Annotated in this window: 10 protein-coding genes, 2 pseudogenes and 1 riboswitch; of the genes and pseudogenes, 5 read left to right on the top strand and 7 right to left on the bottom strand. The window is 53.1% G+C overall.

The annotated features are described in order from the left end of the window. Positions 1 to 62: 62 nt before the first annotated feature. The 3 genes from OLX72_RS10175 to OLX72_RS10165 are packed head-to-tail and all read right to left on the bottom strand — an operon-like array spanning position 63 to position 2,369. Positions 63 to 1,703 (bottom strand): recombinase family protein, encoded by a 1,641-nt coding sequence (locus OLX72_RS10175; protein ID WP_433990405.1) that lies wholly within the window; start codon positions 1,701 to 1,703, stop codon positions 63 to 65. Beyond that, complete coding sequence (locus OLX72_RS10170; RefSeq protein WP_433990404.1) at positions 1,700 to 2,110, bottom strand: DUF2924 domain-containing protein; 411 nt, start codon at positions 2,108 to 2,110, stop codon at positions 1,700 to 1,702. The genes OLX72_RS10175 and OLX72_RS10170 overlap by 4 nt, the downstream gene beginning before the upstream one ends. Then, positions 2,100 to 2,369 (bottom strand): DUF3489 domain-containing protein, encoded by a 270-nt coding sequence (locus tag OLX72_RS10165; RefSeq protein WP_433990403.1) that lies wholly within the window; start codon positions 2,367 to 2,369, stop codon positions 2,100 to 2,102. Before OLX72_RS10165 ends, OLX72_RS10170 begins: the two co-directional genes overlap by 11 nt. Before the next feature lie 447 nt (positions 2,370 to 2,816). Between OLX72_RS10165 and OLX72_RS10160 the strand changes: the two are divergent. The 3 genes and pseudogenes from OLX72_RS10160 to OLX72_RS10150 all read left to right on the top strand — a co-directional run. Next, positions 2,817 to 3,764, top strand: a pseudogene (locus OLX72_RS10160) (IS110 family transposase); the annotation flags it as partial. Between the two features lie 55 nt (positions 3,765 to 3,819). After that, positions 3,820 to 4,946, top strand: a protein-coding gene (locus OLX72_RS10155; RefSeq protein WP_433990402.1) for an IS3 family transposase whose coding sequence is annotated in 2 segments (ribosomal slippage) — positions 3,820 to 4,084 and positions 4,084 to 4,946 — 1,128 coding nt in all. Because the reading frame shifts where the segments join, the coding sequence is not laid out codon by codon here. 925 nt (positions 4,947 to 5,871) lie between these two features. Next, positions 5,872 to 8,073 (top strand): NB-ARC domain-containing protein, encoded by a 2,202-nt coding sequence (locus tag OLX72_RS10150; protein WP_433990401.1) that lies wholly within the window; start codon positions 5,872 to 5,874, stop codon positions 8,071 to 8,073. 902 nt (positions 8,074 to 8,975) lie between these two features. On the opposite strand, the gene OLX72_RS10145 is transcribed toward OLX72_RS10150, so the two are convergent. The 4 genes and pseudogenes from OLX72_RS10145 to pnuC all read right to left on the bottom strand — a co-directional run bounded on the left by OLX72_RS10145 (position 8,976) and on the right by pnuC (position 11,235). Next, positions 8,976 to 9,200: a DUF2924 domain-containing protein gene (locus OLX72_RS10145; RefSeq protein WP_433990400.1), complete on the bottom strand. Its 225-nt coding sequence runs from the start codon at positions 9,198 to 9,200 to the stop codon at positions 8,976 to 8,978. Between the two features lie 118 nt (positions 9,201 to 9,318). Then, positions 9,319 to 9,453 (bottom strand): annotated as a pseudogene (locus tag OLX72_RS10140) (IS6 family transposase); the annotation flags it as partial. 151 nt (positions 9,454 to 9,604) lie between these two features. Beyond that, the gene (locus OLX72_RS10135) at positions 9,605 to 10,546 is read right to left on the bottom strand and encodes an AAA family ATPase (protein ID WP_433990399.1); all 942 of its coding nucleotides are present in this window, start codon (positions 10,544 to 10,546) and stop codon (positions 9,605 to 9,607) included. A gap of 89 nt (positions 10,547 to 10,635) precedes the next feature. Continuing rightward, positions 10,636 to 11,235, bottom strand: a complete 600-nt coding sequence (gene pnuC / locus OLX72_RS10130) for a nicotinamide riboside transporter PnuC (RefSeq protein WP_433990398.1) — start codon at positions 11,233 to 11,235, stop codon at positions 10,636 to 10,638. A 757-nt stretch (positions 11,236 to 11,992) separates the two neighbouring features. Beyond that, a riboswitch (SAM-I-IV-variant riboswitch) is annotated at positions 11,993 to 12,096 on the top strand. A gap of 46 nt (positions 12,097 to 12,142) precedes the next feature. Between pnuC and OLX72_RS10125 the strand changes: the two genes are divergently transcribed. Both OLX72_RS10125 and OLX72_RS10120 read left to right on the top strand, forming a co-directional pair. Continuing rightward, the gene (locus tag OLX72_RS10125) at positions 12,143 to 12,745 is read left to right on the top strand and encodes a hypothetical protein (protein ID WP_433990397.1); all 603 of its coding nucleotides are present in this window, start codon (positions 12,143 to 12,145) and stop codon (positions 12,743 to 12,745) included. Between the two features lie 231 nt (positions 12,746 to 12,976). Beyond that, entirely contained in the window at positions 12,977 to 13,651 is a 675-nt protein-coding gene (locus OLX72_RS10120) for a hypothetical protein (protein WP_433990396.1), read from the top strand. Positions 13,652 to 14,260 lie beyond the last annotated feature (609 nt).

The following is a 14,260-nucleotide window of genomic DNA, read 5'->3' as shown; positions in this document are numbered from 1 at the left end:
CCGCAATTTGCCCCGACGTCTGAGGTCGCGCTTTGTGCGATACGAGTGTCCGTGGGAAGAGTTCAGAGAGTCGCGATCAGGGCGCGTTGGTCTTGCCAGTCGTCGGGCAAGCTATGACGCACGCACCAGTCGGATGTGAAGCCCAACGGTTGTTTGCCATCAAGGACTTCCCGGATGATGTCAGGCGCAAGGAAGGCTAAATCGATCAGCTGGTAGATCCTGCCCTTCGTCGTGCCTTCGGCTTTTGCAACCTCCGACAGGGTTTTACCTGCTTTGATCTGCGCGAACCACAAATGCGCTTTGGCGACATTCCGGATCAGGGTTTCATCAAGGCCACCGGGTGCATCACCCAGGATCAGCTTCGTCTCGACGCCGCGTTTTCTCAGCTGGAACGGTGTGGCGATGGACATGCTTTCCGCCGCGAGCTGCTCCTCATCCGTTTCGAATAGGCGTGCGAGGTGATTGCGGCGAAGAGTGACACCAAGTTCGCCGGGCGCCAAGTCGATGCGTTCGACCAGGTTGAGCAGCGGCGCCACATCACTTTTGGACGTGAGGCAGCGCAACTTGTTGCTCGCCGTTCCAATCGCTTCTATCGAGGCGGTTGGGAGGGCGGCTCCAAGAAAGGACGGTTTGGAGAGAGACACGCGTATGACATCGGCGACTTTCTGTTCCAGTTCTTCTGCAGGCAGTCGCCAACCCTCTCCAACAGCTTCCCCGCTGTTTTTGATCAAACGGTGGGAGACATAGTATCGAAGCCGGACGCCTGCCTTTGTCTTTGAATGCGATGGCGTCAGCCGGTCGCCCGTCTCATCGAACAACTTACCGCACAGCAATGATCTCTGCTTCGCGGTTTTACGCGCCCTGCCCTTCGCAGCACCGCTCTGCAGCACCTGCTGGATCTGATCCCAACGGTCCGGATCGATGATCGCCTCATGCTGGCCATCGTGCACTTCTGTCTTGTGACGGATGCGGCCCGCGTAGACGGGGTTCGTCAGCAGGTGGTGGATATGGCCGCGATCAAAGCTGATCCCGCCTGTTATAGATCCATTTGAACCCTTCCTCTGCCGACTGCGCAACCCCAACCGGTCAGCCGCATGTTTTACATCCCGTACGGTTCCGAACTGCTCATAGAGATCGTACAGCGTTCGGATCATCGGAGCTTCGGCCTCGTTGACCTTCAACGTCCTGCCATCCGCATCATAGCCAAGCGGCACCTGCCCGCCCATCCAAAGGCCCCGGCGTTTTGAGGCTGCGATCTTGTCGCGGATCCGCTCCGCTGTGACTTCTCGCTCGAATTGCGCAAACGACAGCAGCATATTCAGCGTCAGGCGCCCCATGCTGGTCGCCGTGTTGAAGGACTGGGTGACCGAGACAAACGAGGCTTGCGCCGCATCCAGCGTATCCACGATCTTCGAGAAGTCAGCGAGCGACCGCGTCAGGCGGTCGATCTTGTAGACGATGATCTGGTCCACCCGGCCGTCGGCGATATCCTGCAGCAGCTTTTGTAGCGCCGGTCGTTCCAGAGACCCGCCGGAAAGCCCGCCATCATCATAGTGTTCCGGCAGCAGCACCCAGCCTTCGTGCTTCTGACTGGCGATATAAGCGGCACAGGCTTCACGCTGTGCATCCAGCGAGTTGAACTCCTGTTCCAGCCCATCCTCTGATGACTTGCGCGTGTAGATGGCGCAGCGGAGCCTGTTCATGTCCGCCGCCCTGCAGGGCTGTTCAACCCGAAGAAGCGCGGACCCGACCACGTCACCCCGGTGATGTGCTTGGCGATGGCCGAGAGCGACTTCCACATTTTGCCATCCAGTTCAAAGCCACCGTCAACCACGTGCACCTGATACACGCGGCCATTCCATTCCCGAACGAGGTGCGCGCCTGGTTGCAGTCTGATGGCGCGCGCGGCACATGCGGGCTCCCCCTTGGAGATGCGTTTTAACGCACGTCTGGTTACAGCTGGCATTCCACCCAGCGCTTTACATTGCGTTTCATAGGCCAGGGCCTTCTGCATAAAGCGCACGGACAGATGTGGCGGTGGAGGCGATCCAAAGACCGCCTCCCATTGCTTGAGCGTTACGGGGCGTTCGGGGTTCGGATCACGCCCCATGCGCCTCGACCTCTTTGGATGAACTTCTCCGAGAGGCTGGCGCGGCAAGAATGCGATACTTTGAAATGCCACCCGACGCAGGCTTCTCTTTGGCGATTTCGTACCCGGCCTTGCGCAAGCCGCTCAGCGCCGCCCGCGTCGTATGCTGCTGCCAGCCAAGCTTGGCGCTCAATGATTTGATATCGCAGCCGGGTGCCTTGCCCAGCAGCCTAATCAGCTGGTCTTTCTTGGTGGCGCGCTTTTTAGATGAATTGGGCATGGTCGCCTCCTCAGGTGATCAGCGGAAACATCCCGCTGCTACTGAGCAGAGCCCGGATGTCCCGAGCGATGCCTCCGAATAGCTTCGGGTGCACTTACAGTACCGCTCTGTCAGCCGCCCAAGTCCAGTCGGTAAGAAGATATTTTTTGCACGAAGGGCTGATTGTGTTGAAAAACTCTGTTTTCTGTAAGAAATGGTGAAATACTTCGCCATAGAGCGCCGGTTGAAGATTTTGGCTGGGGGCTCGACCAAATCAGAGCTTTGGCGATGTGCGCGTCTCTAACAACCCTCGACACGCAAATAGGGCCAACTTTTCCAACGCAACGAAAATTGGCAGAAAAATGAGAGGGCGGGTTTTTCGAATTTTTCAACATGGCGTAATCAGGACCAGCGCACCACCGCGCCTGTTATTCTGGATGCCCATGTCATTGAAAAGGAGACCGACCGATGGAATATTTTGCTGGTTTGGATGTGTCCATGGAAGAGACGCATATCTGTATTCTCGACCGCGAAGGCCTGTTGATCCGGGAAGGGAAAGCACCCTCGACGCCGAAGGCGATTGCCGGGTTTCTCGCTGCCGGACCCACATGTGCCAAGGTTGTTTTCGAGACCGGGCGCATGGCCCCAATGCTGTTCCACGGCCTGACGGAACTTGGTGTCCCGGTCGTTTGCATCGAGAGCCGCCAAGCCTATCAGGCACTGAAGTCGCTCGCAGGGCACAAAACTGACCGTAATGATGCACGAGGCTTGGCGCATCTGGCGCGGACAGGGTTCTATAAACCAACCCATGTCAAATCGCTGTCCGCTCATGCGATCCGCTCGCTGATCGCGGCGCGCAAGAAGCTGGTCGGACAACGCGTGACCATCGATAATCAGATCCGTGGACTTGTCGTCGTGTTTGGGGTCCGCCTGCCACGCGCTCTGTCCCCCGCATTCAAAGACGTGGCTTTGAAAATCAGCGACGGCGTTCCCGGTTTGCATGCTGCGTTGCGAGGCCTGTTTGCGGCGCGCCACGCGATATTGACGGCCGTGGTCGCCATCGACAGCGATATCAAAGTGATGACGCGCAAATCAAACATCTGCACCCGCCTCATGACAGTGCCAGGCGTTGGCCCGATCACGGCACTGGCGTTCGCGGCAGCCATTGATGATCCGACACGCTTTAAACGCTCGCGAGATGTAGGGCCCTATCTCGGGCTGGTTCCCAAACGCCACCAGTCCGGCGAGGTCGACTATACCGGTAGTATCTCGAAATGTGGCGACGTGCGGGTCCGAACGCTGCTCTATGAAGCCGCGAACGTGATGCTCACACGATATGCGGCACCGCTCAAACTCAAGTCATGGGCGCTCGCAATCGGGCAGCGCTCGACAATGAGAAAAGCGCGGGTGGCGCTTGATCCTCCCCCACTGAAGTGGTCCGCCCTTATAGTTAGGAAACGGAGGATCAAAGATGGGAATCAAGCGACACAAGCCGGAAGAGATTGTCACGAAGCTACGGCAGGTTGAGGTGCTTTGCGGCCAAGGAATGCCGCGGGTCGATGCGATCAGGCAGGTGCAGATAGCGGAACAGACGTTTTACCGTTGGCGTAAGCAATATGGTGGAATGGGACCCGACCAACTGAAGGAACTGAAACGTCTTCAAAAGGAGAATGATCGGCTGCGTCGGGCCGTGTCAGACCTGACGTTGGACAAGCTGATCTTGTCTGAGGCTGCACGGGGAAACTACTAAGCCCCTCGCGTCGTCGCGCCTGCATCGACCACATCCGCAGTCACATCAGGGTGTCGGAACGGCGGGTTTGTCATGTCTTGGGGCAACACAGGTCCACACAGAGGCATTTGCCTGTTGGTCGCGCTGACGAGGAGTGTCTGGTCGCTGATATGATCGAACTGACACGCCAATACGGCCGTTACGGTTATCGTCGGATCGCGGCCTTACTCAGGGATGCAGGTTGGCTAGTGAACGACAAGCGTGTCGAACGCCTGTGGCGGCGTGAGGGGCTCAAAGTGCCAATGAAACAGCCCAAGAAGGGGAGGTTGTGGCTGAACGACGGCTCGTGCGTTCGTCTGCGGCCAGAGCATCGCGACCACGTCTGGTCGTATGACTTCGTGCATCACCGGACCGATGATGGAAAGGCGTTCAGAACCCTGAACATCCTGGACGAACACAGCCGGGAATGTCTGGCGATCCGCGTGAAGCGAAGGCTGAACTCGACTGAGGTCATCGATGCTCTGACGGATCTGTTCATCCTGCGAGGCGTTCCAGCGTACATCAGGTCGGACAACGGCCCAGAGTTCATTGCTCAAGCTGTCAGAGACTGGATTGCAGCCGTCGGTGCCAAGACCGCCTATATCGAACCCGGATCGCCCTGGGAGAACGGATACTGTGAAAGCTTCAACGCCCGGTTCCGAGATGAATTGCTAAATGGAGAGGTCTTCTACTCGCTAAGCGAAGCACAAATCCTGATCGAACAATGGAGGAAACACTACAATACCAAACGACCCCACAGTGCTCTGGGCTACCGCCCGCCAGCCCCAGAAACCATCGTCCCGATGGAACCAAGGCCAATTATGCACTAACATTCAAACTGGACCACTTAGGTGGGGCTGATCAAGACGGCTCGCGATCATCCTGCATGCCATGATGCGCGATCAGACTGACTTCCGGGCCGTATGACCAGAACCTGAGCAGCAGAGGATTCCTATATCACAGTTCCTACACGGGAGGACGCCCGAGGGAGGGCGTGGAACATGGCGCCGATTTTGTAGCGACAGAGCAGACGACCAATCTGATCGCGGTTTCAACCTTGCCGATCCACACCCAGCCAACCCCATCATGAGCCCGTGAGCTCGAAGAGAACCCAGGCAACCTCAGACGTTAAACCACCCGCAGAGTGAGAAAGCATATTGACAGATTAGAGAACATAATCGGCGGATTGCGGACCTTCGCAGCGTTTTGTCTGAATGGCTGCTTTCGATCTCAGCTTGCGATTTCGCATTTGCCTCGCGACATCCGTCTAAACCCCAGCCGCAATGCGCCCTTGCACGTCATGAAGCAATCACGCAAAGTTAGAGAAAAAATGTTCAAGAAACAGCCACACCAATTGCAAACATGTGACAAATAGGCGTGTGAGTATAGGCTCAAAAATCGGAGTTTGATCGAAAGATGGCAAGTTTTCAAAAAATAGCACTTTACCTGTTCTTCGACTCGATTGAACAGGATATTGTCAACCAAACTCGCAATTTAATTCAGCCGGAAGATGGTCGAATTCTAAACGAAAAAGAACGGCAAAAAGCGAAAGATAATCTTTCAAATCGAAATATTTCTTACAGTTTTGACGACGACCTAGACCTTCTGAATGGTCTGGACCTTGGGGAAAAGTACGACGTTTTACTCCGGCATAAAGACGCTATGCCCGACCAAATGCGGGAACATTACTTAAAGGTGCAAAAATTGTTCACTCAGTGCATTTCCGTACGAAACACAGTAATGCATGGAAGGCCATTGACTATTGAAGATTATTCGCGAGCTTTTGCCCTTACTAACGAACTTATTAAGAACCCAAAATATTGGCCGACATTTAGCGAGAACCAAAAGAGATACTCGAGCGATCCAAGTTCTATAGTTGATCTATCAATGCATCTTTTTTCAAACGTCGGATACAGCGAAACTTTTAATAACCTACCTGTTCCCGATTACGATGATACGGGTTTTTTTCCTCGGAAGAAGTTAGAACAGGAACTTAAAAAAAGGATAATTGGGAGACACCCAGTGGTAACGGTCTTAGGCGACGGTGGCGATGGGAAAACTGCAGTCACACTTCAGACCTTATATGGATTGCTAAATGGGAACGATCATAATTTTGATGCAATAATATGGGTTTCTGCGAAATCATCAAAATTGACTGGCGCTGAGATTGAGAGAATTGAAACTGAAATTACAAGTTCAGCGGCTGCTTTTGGAGAAGTAGCAGGGATATTTGAAGAAGAAGTTCCTGAGCCGCTAGACCGTGTTTTAAAATTAATGGAAGATAACAAGATACTTCTAGTAATCGACAACTTAGAAACCATTCTCGATGAGAACATCCAACGATTTGCAGCCGACATACCAGGAGAAAGCAAGCTTCTCCTGACTTCTCGAATCCCGCTTGGCTCCGATTTGTCGGTGAAAGTAAACCCTTTCACGGAGGACGAGGCGGTTAGTTTTTTACGCGTACTTATATCCACATATGACATAGACACATTAAAGCGCGAATCCAATCGAAACCTTAAGGCATATGCATCAAAAATGCAAAATAAGCCATTATTGTTGAAGTGGTTTTGCTTAGGCGTCAGGAAAGGTCTCAATCCTGCTGCCATTGTTGCAAATTCTTCGACTGCGCTCAAGTTCTGCTTGGAAAACGTATTTGGTGCACTGGCGTCTACGACCAGGAAACACCTGTCAGTCCTGTCAACCTTACCTAGAGCTTCATCCCTTGCAGTCCTGCAGTACGTGACTGAGGATGACGTACGCAGCCTTGAGGAGAGCTTGGCTGAGTTAATGAGGTTTTCAATTGTTGAGCAAAAAACCGATGCCAATGATGAAGTAACCTTTCAGGTCAAACCTCTCGCCAAATCCTATCTTGTCCGCGTACTTAAGGAAATGCCGGTAAACGTCGAAACAATTTTGAAGAGATTCCGCCAAATTGAAGGTATATATCAGGAAGAGTCTGGCAAAAGAATGGGCGTGAGTAGGTATAACCCAAACCTATATACTGTTCGTTCGAAGTCCGATGCAGTGGCCGTCAGGAAACTTCGCCAGGCTATAGCTCTTGCAAAGAACGATAACTTTCTAGAGGCATTTGAGATAATTGATGACCTTAAAATAACGCTTCCTGATTATTTTGAGGTTTCTAGAGTTGAGGGATACATTAGTTTTCTGAGTGGAAATAATTCAAGAGCACAAGAAGCATACATAAACGCCATTGAGCTGGGGCAAGATCAGCCTCAAATTAATTTAATGTATGGAGAGTTTCTACTTCGAACATACAATGATTACCAAGGAGCTCTGGCGACGTTTCAGAAAGCACTTGAAGCAGCCCCGGAGGCGCCGGAAGTACTGATAGCTGTTACTAAGGCGTCGATGTATGTCTCTGACTTTGAAAAGGCACAATCCTATCTAGAGAAAGCACTAAAATTGGAAAATTTGGAATCCAAGACTATTAGGATTTTGTATGATCTTCAAATTCAAAATTGTTTCAGGAGAATTGAATATATGAGAAGCGATAGCCTCCCTGAGGATATTGCACCATACATAAGATATTTCACCAAAGCTCTAAGCTATATAAGTGCAGAGCATTTGGATGAGACTCTGATTAGGCGAATTAGAGAGTACTCATCAAACATGGCAAGAGTGACCGCGTCTTTTAATCAAAGCGTTTCTGACGAGGTAACTCAATTGGAACATCAATTTAATGAGCTGATGCTATTGACTGAGTCTACAAAGGGAGACGACGAATCCATCACGAGAATTGGCCACCTGAAGGAGTCTGGTCGAAAACCAAACTTTGGCTTTATTACGAGTGTTGATGGCAAAGATACATTTGTGCACAGAGATGATGTCGATCTTGACGTCTGGAACGCTATGCTCTCGGGTGCGTCTGTTAGACATGAAACAGAAAGGCTGATCGACGGAAAAACTAGAGCAGCGAACGTGACTTTAGCTTGATATTCCTTTATCAAATCCGTCCTGCTTGCGAACGTCTAAAGCGGCGAGCTTGAACCCTGAATCGCGGGATTCCCATTGGGTTTGATTTGTGATTCATATGTGGACGCCGCCTTTGGCAAGGCTTGATTTTGTCCTGTTGCGGTGATCGGTTGCTTTCATATGTCCGGCCTGTTTGTGCAGCTTGAAACGATCTGCTGGCCCTGATGGAAATCCGCTGGAGAGCTCCCTAATCAACCTGGCGCGCTTGTGAGGCGCGGTGAATCAGACGGGTTTGTCTCGCCGTTGGCTCGATCGTTACGCATCATTGACTGCCTTTGCCAATTCGGATCGGGCTGCGCAATTAGGCGGCAAGCCCAAAAGGTCTATAGGTTTCTCCTCGGGTGGCCGCGGGTCGAAAGCGCGCCTGCTTCCAACCACTCTCGCGACTTCGCCTGAGGAACTTCTTTTCCTCTATCAACAATAGTTAGCCCTCTTAATCCGAGACCTGGCTGCTGGTGTTTCCAGATCAGCGTATCTTCCGCCAGAGTAACGACGACAATCGAGCGCATGGCCAGCGGATATCGCGGAAGCCCCGATATCGATCCAGCGCTCTGCTGTACCTCCTTGGATATAGCAAGTGCCTACATGGCGGTCGTATGTTTTGGCTCCAGTCAAAAAGCACGCAACAGTCCTATCCCGCAGATGATTTACCATCCAGCGTCGGGCGTCGCGCCCCGCAGCGTTGCCCAGTTCCGGCCCGTCAACGCCGTTCAAGCGGATCGGCACCCCGGATACAACAATCGTGTCGACATCGCGAATTTGCGCAGGGCCCACTATGTCAGCTTGATCAGCGGACAGAGCAGTCGTTGCGTTCCCTGCGAGCAGAGCAAATGCAATCAAAAAATACTTCACGGTGATACTCCTCAAAGGTACGGGCAAAGGTTACGCATTTGGCTAAGCTCGGCTTCATCCACTCCCATCTTTGCAGCCCCAAGATCGGCTTCATCTGTAACGATATGGCGCAGCGGATTTTCTTCATGAGCCAGTTCCCGCCTGACTGTTCGATCCGAAAACCGAGGCCCTGACCAGTTGGTCCCGGTGATCCGTAACGCAATGGCAGACAGCGATCGGAAACGTTCTCCGTTCATGCGAAAGCCATCATCCGTGACTTCAACCTGAAACCGCCGACCGTTCTACTCCCGCACGAGCTGCGTGCCCGGTTTGATGACCGGCGTCGGTGGTCTGACCTGCTTGCCGCCGGCAGCGGACTTCAAGGTGCGTTTCGTGGAGCAAATCCTCAACATTGCGAAGCGACAGCGGGAAGCGGACGTACAGCATCACCGCCAGGCGGATAATCTCAGGGCTCGTTTTGAAATAGCAAAATGGATCAGATTTGGTCATGTCCGGAAGGTACGGAACCGCCCTGCCCGTCTCAAGCTAATTTGCTCTGACAGTGCCGTCATCTGAGTGAAACTGTCGGATGGCCGCCTGAAGCCTTAACTGATAGATGCTGCGGCTTGCGCGAATGTCGCCTCTTGGTGCTCGGATTAAATCAGCCAGAATGGTGTCCAAATCTCTTGGCGTGTGAAACCCAAAATGCATCAACCGCGTCTAGCCGGGCACTGGCTGCTGCCGTACGCGCGGCCCAATCCTCCCCCTGGATGAGCTGCCAGTCAGCCTTAAAGGTATTCAGCCATTCACTCAAACGTTGTGTGAAAAACGCCCGGCGAGTTGTATCTGCAAAATACCGTGTTCCATCGTCATGCCAAGGCGTTTGATGATCAAGCAAAAGGTAGGACTTCCCGGCAACTGCGGTCCGTGCTTGATTTACGAGCGTTTCCGTCACTTTGCCCAGCAGAACCTCGGCCCAGACAAGTGTTTGGACGGCATCAGTATCCTCGATTACGACTGGCCCACCTCGTTTCGCCATTGTATCAGCCAGCGCTTTGTGGCCTGCCATGATCTCCTCAAAATCTGACAAGAGCCAACTTTGCCCATGGCGGAAAATGGCGTCGTACTCGCGTCCGTATTCAGGGATCGGAACACTATTGAGTCTTGTGGCCAAAACCTCTGACAGAGCAGTCTTACCTGTGCTTTCTGCACCGACTAGAACAAGGCGGCGTTGACAATACCCCCGCACCGGACTGGGCACATAGTCCCAATAGCTCCATGAATTTACTCGGATTGCGGTTGCTGACACAGGAACAACTTCTCGATCAGGATCAACCGGAAACGGACGGGCACGAAGTTCCCGCGCGAGGCGGTGTATGTATTCTTCGGAGCCAAATACCCAATCAATCGGTTCGGGGTGAAACTCCGCAATAGCGTCGCGCCAGATGGGCCAGAAGTCGGGGTGGTCTTCAGGCGCTTGCGGAATATCACGATGCATATGTAGAACGCGATACCCTGCTTGTGGAAGGCACTCCCGCATCCAGTTGGCTCGGAGATACCCGTCTATCGGCTCCGCATCATGGCTGCATACAAGAACAGTCATCACATCGCACCGTGCCTTCCCGACCTCGGCGCAATAGACGTGCCCTGAATGGGGTGGCATGAACTTGCCCAACAGAAACCCGCGAGTCGTCATGATGCAAAAGTCTGCATCGTTGCCCGACGCCATTGGATTAATCCCATGATCGCGAGACCCAAGAACACAATGTAAAGTGCCGCCGTTGGCTCCAACCCGCGCGTGTAGAAGAGGCCAATTGCAAGCACATCCACTGCGATCCACAAATACCAGCTTTGTAAGTGCCTTCGCGACAATAAGAATTGCGCGGTGACGCTAAGAGCCGCTACAGCGGCATCCCAATAGGGTGCGGCCGCGTCGGTATATGTTGACATCAGGCTCGCGACGATCAGCCAAACGAGAGCGGTCGCTCCGAGGTACAACGCAAATATGCCTGAGCCCAAAGGCGCCACGATCACCAGTCCGTCCGGAGCCCGCCCGTTCAGCCAAACATAAAAGCCGTAAATCTGAATAACGAAAAAGTAGACCTGCAGAAGCGCGTCGCTATAGAGCCGGTACTCCCAGAAAATGAAGAAATAGAGCGTCACCACCAAAAAGCCGAACGGGTAATTCCAGATTGAACGCCGGATGATCAGGCTTACGTTTAAAACTCCACAGGCAACCGCAATCCATTCAATGGGACGACTGCCAACCATACCCCATAAAAAATCCAACATGCTTCGTTCTCTGTCCGTGGCAATTGCGGAGTTTAGACCGCAAATCACTTGGACAATGCAACCGACATTCTCCATAACCTTATTCCAAGGAAATTCAGAAATTTATGTGGCTAGCGCAGGGTCGTGCAGGGAGTTTACCTGCGCGCAATCTTTCCTGCGATGGACATCACTCTGGACACGGATATTGACGTCTTTATGTATGAGCCACATTCGCCGTGGCTACGCTCTGGTGGAAACGTCAGCTGGTGCGTGCGAATTGGAGCGTGAGGCAAGACGGGGTCACGCGTTCGGCGTGCAGCCATATCTCAATCCACATTGAGGATGAGGTGTGGCAACCGACATCCCTCCGACGACCGTCCTTCGGATTCGTTTCAGATTGCGCTACTGAATCCACTTTCGCACAGGGCGCTCGATCAAATTCAACCATCCTTTGCAAATATGTTTTTTGAACCTTCCTCCTGAAGCACAAAGGCGGTCGACAATAGACATGGCTTGTTCAAAGATCGATTTTGGGCGCTTGGACTATCTCTGCATGAAGATCTCCACCTCTAAATCCAAATGAAACCAAAAGAAAAATGGGCCTGAAGTGAGCCTCTGATCGTGTTCGGAAGCTGAAATTGGCAGACGAGAAATAACTGGTCGCAAACTCTGTCTAATTGTGGTTCCGGCTTCTACGTCTTCCTGCGAAAGCAAAGGTGCCAAAATGAGGTCAGCAACATTTCCATCTTGAAAGACAGCTCAGACAGACTTATTTAAAAAAGTGCATCAAGAGAGAGGCTTCTGCCTCCGCCAACCTGCCCAACCCGGCAAGGTGGTCGCCCGAAAGGGGATGTGGCCAGATCGGCAACGAAAGGGTTGGCCCCATCCTTATGCGATTGTCCTGCCGGTCCCAACAAAGGAGACCGCTATGATTACGCGTCGAGACTTCATCGTCACAACTGCCGCTACAGTATCCAGTCCGTTGGCTCTGCAAGCAGCAGAGGAACAACATGTCTATTTACCTTTGAAGGCCTTGCCGAGGATTCGGACCTTATCCGCGAAGCCAACCGGTGACGGCCGGTTACTGCTTTTTAGCGACGGCCCGGAGACCCCGCCGAAACTGATCAGGTCCGAGGCCCTTGAGCGGGCGTTTGGCCCCGGAACCGATCTCGTCCTTCAACAGCCAGATCACTGGCGCATGATCGACGATGGATGGTTTGCGGAAGAGGACCTCTACGAGCCAGCAGAATTCGAAGATTCCGCCTTCCACGTATGGCATGCCAACTACCGGCCCGAGACGGAAGCTCACGATCTTCTCTACGATCTCTTCCAGGACCAGATAACCGGCCCCTTTGGCGCCCGCATCCCAAGCCTCGGGCTTGAACTCGGGGAGCACCCGAGCACACCGCGCTATGCGACCGCGAAGCTCGATGGCGACTGGTGTCTGCCGCATCTTACGGCCGAAGTGGCTGAGCGTACGAGTTGGCTAGTCGTAGACGGCGTTATCGCTGCTGGCGAGTTGGAGCGTTGACCTGCTGCTGTGTACCAAAAGGAACCCTGTCCCCGCGCGAGTTGTGCAGTTGCGGAAGCTGGGACGTCGAGATGATCTGGATGCACGGCTTGACCGACGGCCACAAATGCAACCGATGTGGGCGGGCCTGGAACGAGGAACACGGCATAGAGATGCGGCCTTCAGATCTCAACTGGGCCCATCTGCCGGCTGTAGGCGCGGCCAAGCACGCCAGACAGCAAGCCCGGCTGCGTGAACATTGAAATTTTGAAAAGACAAAAAAATGCTGGAGAAGCCATGATGTTTGAAGAGTTCGATCTTGATTTTAGACCCAAATCCTACTGGGGCCCACAAAGTCTGGCTTCCTACTTCGGAAGCCATATCACCGGAGAACTTCGAAGGAAGGCCGCCAAAAATGAGGCCGCTTCTGGATCAGACCTCGCCGTACCCACCGAACCAACGCTCGATAGCACGACCCGATCGATACAGGGGTCAATCCATCCTTGGCTCATGGGCGGGGAGTATCTTCCGCCCCTGCGCCCGGATGAGGTGGAGATTGCGCGTGTCACGTTGCGATCCGTAACGATGGACGTCTTTTCGATCAGGGCGCGACGCTCCGGGGAACGGATCTATTACCGGCTGGTCGATGAATACAAGGAGCAGGAACCGCCAAGACGTTTCGTCGTGAAGCCGCGATGGGCCAAGAACCCACTGTCGATGCGCCAAGTGATTTCGATCATCGACGCAAACGGGCTTATCGATGACTACAAAGATTTGAACTTCGACGGGACCAATGCCGAGGACATTTTCGATTTTGCGACAGCGTCCTCTGAATTTTACCCCGAGCTCGCGGCACACTTCGATCACCAAAATAGAAAATGGCTCGAAGAGCTAATTCGACAGTCACCGGACGATGACACAGAATGAGATATGCCCCGGAATGGTGTTGTCAGAATAATCGCACTAGGCTGCCCTTCTTGGCGTCCTCTTCTAATTAGAGGCCGCAATTAACTGTTCTGTAAAGGAAAAGACCTTGCAGAGCGCCACGCAGACCAAGAACCGAGCCTCATAAAGGCTATCAGATAAAGTTCTTCTGACAATACCTCCGAGACAGGTACAACCGTTGGATCGGCCAGTTGTAAGGCTCGGGAACGCGCTATTCAAACCGGTTAGTTTGTCCGCGGCTTAGACCCATGCCGCCGCTGTGATCGAGCGAGTGCAGCGAAAGTCCTCAATGACGGGCCGCACAACAGCATTGTAGTTAGTGGCTGGATGGCCGGTATGGGCCTATAAGAACAGCGCCACTCGGCATGAACTCCTTGTGAGTGCCTCATTGCCGGATGCCAGCTTCGAGTCCAATCCGATCTAGGGGGTTGGGATAAGAACACTTTTTAGCGTGGGGCACCAAGATAGATGCTAGTCGGTCATTTTCGGCAATCCAAGATTGGCCCGCTGCAACATTTTGGACGGTTGCTCACCCGCCGCCGAGCGTCCACATAGCCAGATCGTCCAAGGACAAACCACTTGAGATTGCTC

It is taken from the genome of Sulfitobacter sp. TBRI5, from assembly GCF_051013555.1.
Taxonomy (GTDB): Bacteria; Pseudomonadota; Alphaproteobacteria; order Rhodobacterales; family Rhodobacteraceae; genus JL08.
This window is presented reverse-complemented; position numbering and strand designations above follow the sequence as displayed.

What these genes read in the sequence shown, in the direction of transcription:
- OLX72_RS10135 (WP_433990399.1), bottom strand. Translation starts at nt 10,546, where the DNA reads ATGACTGTTCTTGTATGCAGCCATGATGCGGAGCCGATAGACGGGTAT.
- OLX72_RS10175 (WP_433990405.1), bottom strand. Translation starts at nt 1,703, where the DNA reads ATGAACAGGCTCCGCTGCGCCATCTACACGCGCAAGTCATCAGAGGAT.
- OLX72_RS10145 (WP_433990400.1), bottom strand. Translation starts at nt 9,200, where the DNA reads ATGAACGGAGAACGTTTCCGATCGCTGTCTGCCATTGCGTTACGGATC.
- pnuC (WP_433990398.1), bottom strand. Translation starts at nt 11,235, where the DNA reads ATGTTGGATTTTTTATGGGGTATGGTTGGCAGTCGTCCCATTGAATGG.
- OLX72_RS10170 (WP_433990404.1), bottom strand. Translation starts at nt 2,110, where the DNA reads ATGGGGCGTGATCCGAACCCCGAACGCCCCGTAACGCTCAAGCAATGG.
- OLX72_RS10125 (WP_433990397.1), top strand. Translation starts at nt 12,143, where the DNA reads ATGATTACGCGTCGAGACTTCATCGTCACAACTGCCGCTACAGTATCC.
- OLX72_RS10165 (WP_433990403.1), bottom strand. Translation starts at nt 2,369, where the DNA reads ATGCCCAATTCATCTAAAAAGCGCGCCACCAAGAAAGACCAGCTGATT.